Source organism: uncultured Corynebacterium sp., assembly GCF_902782855.1.
Lineage (GTDB): Bacteria > Actinomycetota > Actinomycetes > Mycobacteriales > Mycobacteriaceae > Corynebacterium.
In genome coordinates, this window is the sequence record NZ_CACZOO010000056.1 from 1 (window position 1) to 2500 (window position 2500).

Annotated in this window: 2 protein-coding genes; both read right to left on the reverse strand. The window is 68.1% G+C overall.

Annotated features, from left to right (window positions below):
- Window positions 1–477: phosphoadenylyl-sulfate reductase (locus QZV72_RS02380; RefSeq protein ID WP_297004778.1), on the reverse strand; the 477-nt coding region annotated here is incomplete at its 3' end.
- Window positions 478–714: 237 nt separating this feature from the next.
- Complete coding sequence (locus QZV72_RS02385; protein ID WP_011292312.1) at window positions 715–2409, reverse strand: nitrite/sulfite reductase; 1695 nt, start codon at window positions 2407–2409, stop codon at window positions 715–717.
- Window positions 2410–2500 lie beyond the last annotated feature (91 nt).

The following is a 2500-nucleotide window of genomic DNA, read 5'->3' on the forward strand; positions in this document are numbered from 1 at the left end:
GCGGACGTCCCACTGCACGACCCCCACGGTCCGGCGGGTCACCGCCTCGTCGCGGCGCAGCCCGGTCAGCCAGGCGTCGTAGGACTGCAACGCCCGCTGCAGCGGCTCTACTTTGCGCAGGTAGCAGCAGAGGTCGGGGTTGCGGGCGTACAGCCGGGGACCGAGGTCGCGATCCTGTTCCGCTACGGTCCGGCTGGGGGTGACCGTGATCAGGTTGATCGGGTAGGTCTGCGCGACCGCGTCGCGGGTCCCCAGCGTCTCCGGGAAGTGGTAGCCGGTGTCCAGGAAGATCACGTCGATGCCCGGGACTACTTTCGAGACCAGGTCCACCATGACGGCGTCCGCCATCGACGCGGTCAGGCACAGCCGGTCGCCGAACGTGTCGGCGGCCCACTGGATGATCTCGGTGGCGCTGGCTTCTTCCAGGCGGGCGGCAGCCTCAGCGGCGAACGCCGCGCCGTCGGCCGTGATGTTCAACGCTGCTCCTCCCCGGTCGGCGTCGTAGTGGAAGGGGGGAACGCCGCGGCGTGGAGCCCGACGAAGGAGAGGCGGAAGACTCGGGCGCACGAGCCGCAGACCCACGGATAGCCTTGGCCCCGGGTGCCGTCGCCCTCGTGCGGCCGGAGGTCTTCGTCCCCGCAGTAGGGGCAGTAGAAGGGGACAGCGCGCTCACTCACCGGCGTTCCCTTTCCGTGGCGTGGCTTCGCTGAGCGCTCATTTCAAGTCCGCCTCGTCTGCGCGTGCCACCCATTCCGCGAAGGTCTCTTCGGCCTGCCGCTGCTCCGCGAACCGGCGCACTACCCGTTCGATGTAGTCGGGGAGTTCCGCGGCGGTCGTCTTCAGCCCGCGCACCTTGCGGCCGAACCCGGCTTGCAGGCCCAGTCCTCCGCCCAAGTGGATTTGGAAGCCTTCCACCTGGTTGCCGTGGGCGTCGGTGACGAGCTGGCCTTTCAACCCGATGTCCGCGATCTGGGTGCGGGCGCAGGCGTTCGGGCAGCCGTTGACGTTGATGGTGAGCGGTTCGGTGAAGTCGGGGAGGCGGCGCTCCAGCTCGTCGATGAGGGCCATCGCGCGGTTCTTGGTTTCGACGATGGCGAGCTTGCAGTATTCGATGCCGGTGCAGGCCATGGTCTGCCGGCGGAAGACGCTGGGGTTCACCTGGAGATCTTCGGCTTCGAGCGCGGCCACGACCGAGTCCAGCCGGTCTTCGGTGATGTCCAGGATCGCCAGCTTCTGGTCGGCGGTGGTACGCACCCGGTTCGAGCCGTGCGCTTCAGCGATGTCGGCGATCCGTCCCAGGATGGTGCCGCTGACCCGGCCCACCCGAGGGGCGAAGCCCACGAAGAAGCGGCCGTCCTTCTGCCGGTGGATGCCCACGTGGTCGCGGCGGGTGCCCGGGTCGAGGACCGGTTCGGGGCCGTCCGGCAGCGAGTAGCCGAGGTATTCCTTCTCCAGTACTTCGCGGAACTTCTGCGGACCCCAGTCTTTGATGAGGAACTTGATGCGGGCGCGGTGCCGGAGCCGGCGGTAGCCGTAGTCGCGGAACACGGAGCAGACGCCCGCCCACACTTCGCTGACCTGTTCGGGGCGGACGAACGCGCCGAGCCGCTGGGCGAACATCGGGTTCGTGGACAGGCCGCCGCCGACGAACAGGTCGTAACCGGGCGTACCGTCGGGTCCGATGACGCCGACGAAAGCCACGTCGTTGACCTCGTAGTTGGTGCAGTGCACGGCACACCCGTCGATCGCGGTCTTGAACTTGCGCGGCAGGTTGGAGAAGAGCGGGCTGCCGATGTGGTCGGCGACGATTTGGCGGAGCTGCGGGGTGGCGTCGATGATCTCGTCTTCGGCGATCCCGGCCAGCGGGCAGCCGAGCAGGCCGCGAGGGGTGTCGCCGCAGGCTTCGGTGGTGGTGAGCCCCACGCTTTCCAGCCGCTCCCAGATGGTGGGGACGTCCTCGATACGCACCCAGTGCATCTGGATGTTCTGCCGGTCGGTGATGTCGGCGGTGTCCCGGCCGTAGGCGGTGGATACTTCCGCGAGCACGCGGAGCTGCGCCACGTTGAGCTGTCCGCCGTCGGTGCGGACCCGCATCATGAAGTAGCGGTCGTCGAGCTCCTCGGGCTCCAGCACCGCTGTCTTACCGCCGTCGATCCCCGGGGCGCGCTGGGTGTAGAGTCCGTACCAGCGGAATCGTCCGCGCAGGTCGGCAGGGTCGATGGAATCGAAGCCCTGTTTGGAGTAGATGTCGATGATGCGCTTGCGGACGTTGAGCCCATCATCGTTCTTCTTGATCTCTTCGTTCTTGTTGAGCGGCTCGCGGTAGCCGAGAGCCCACTGCCCCTCGCCGCGGCGCGGGCGCGTCGTCTTCCTGGCGGGACGGCCGGTCGGTGTGGGTGCGGACGGCATGGGTGAAGTCCTCCGAGTCTATGTCGTCCACCGGGGCGCGGACCGTGACTCTGCGAGTCCGGTCAATCGCGTTCTGGGCGCGTCGCGGCCC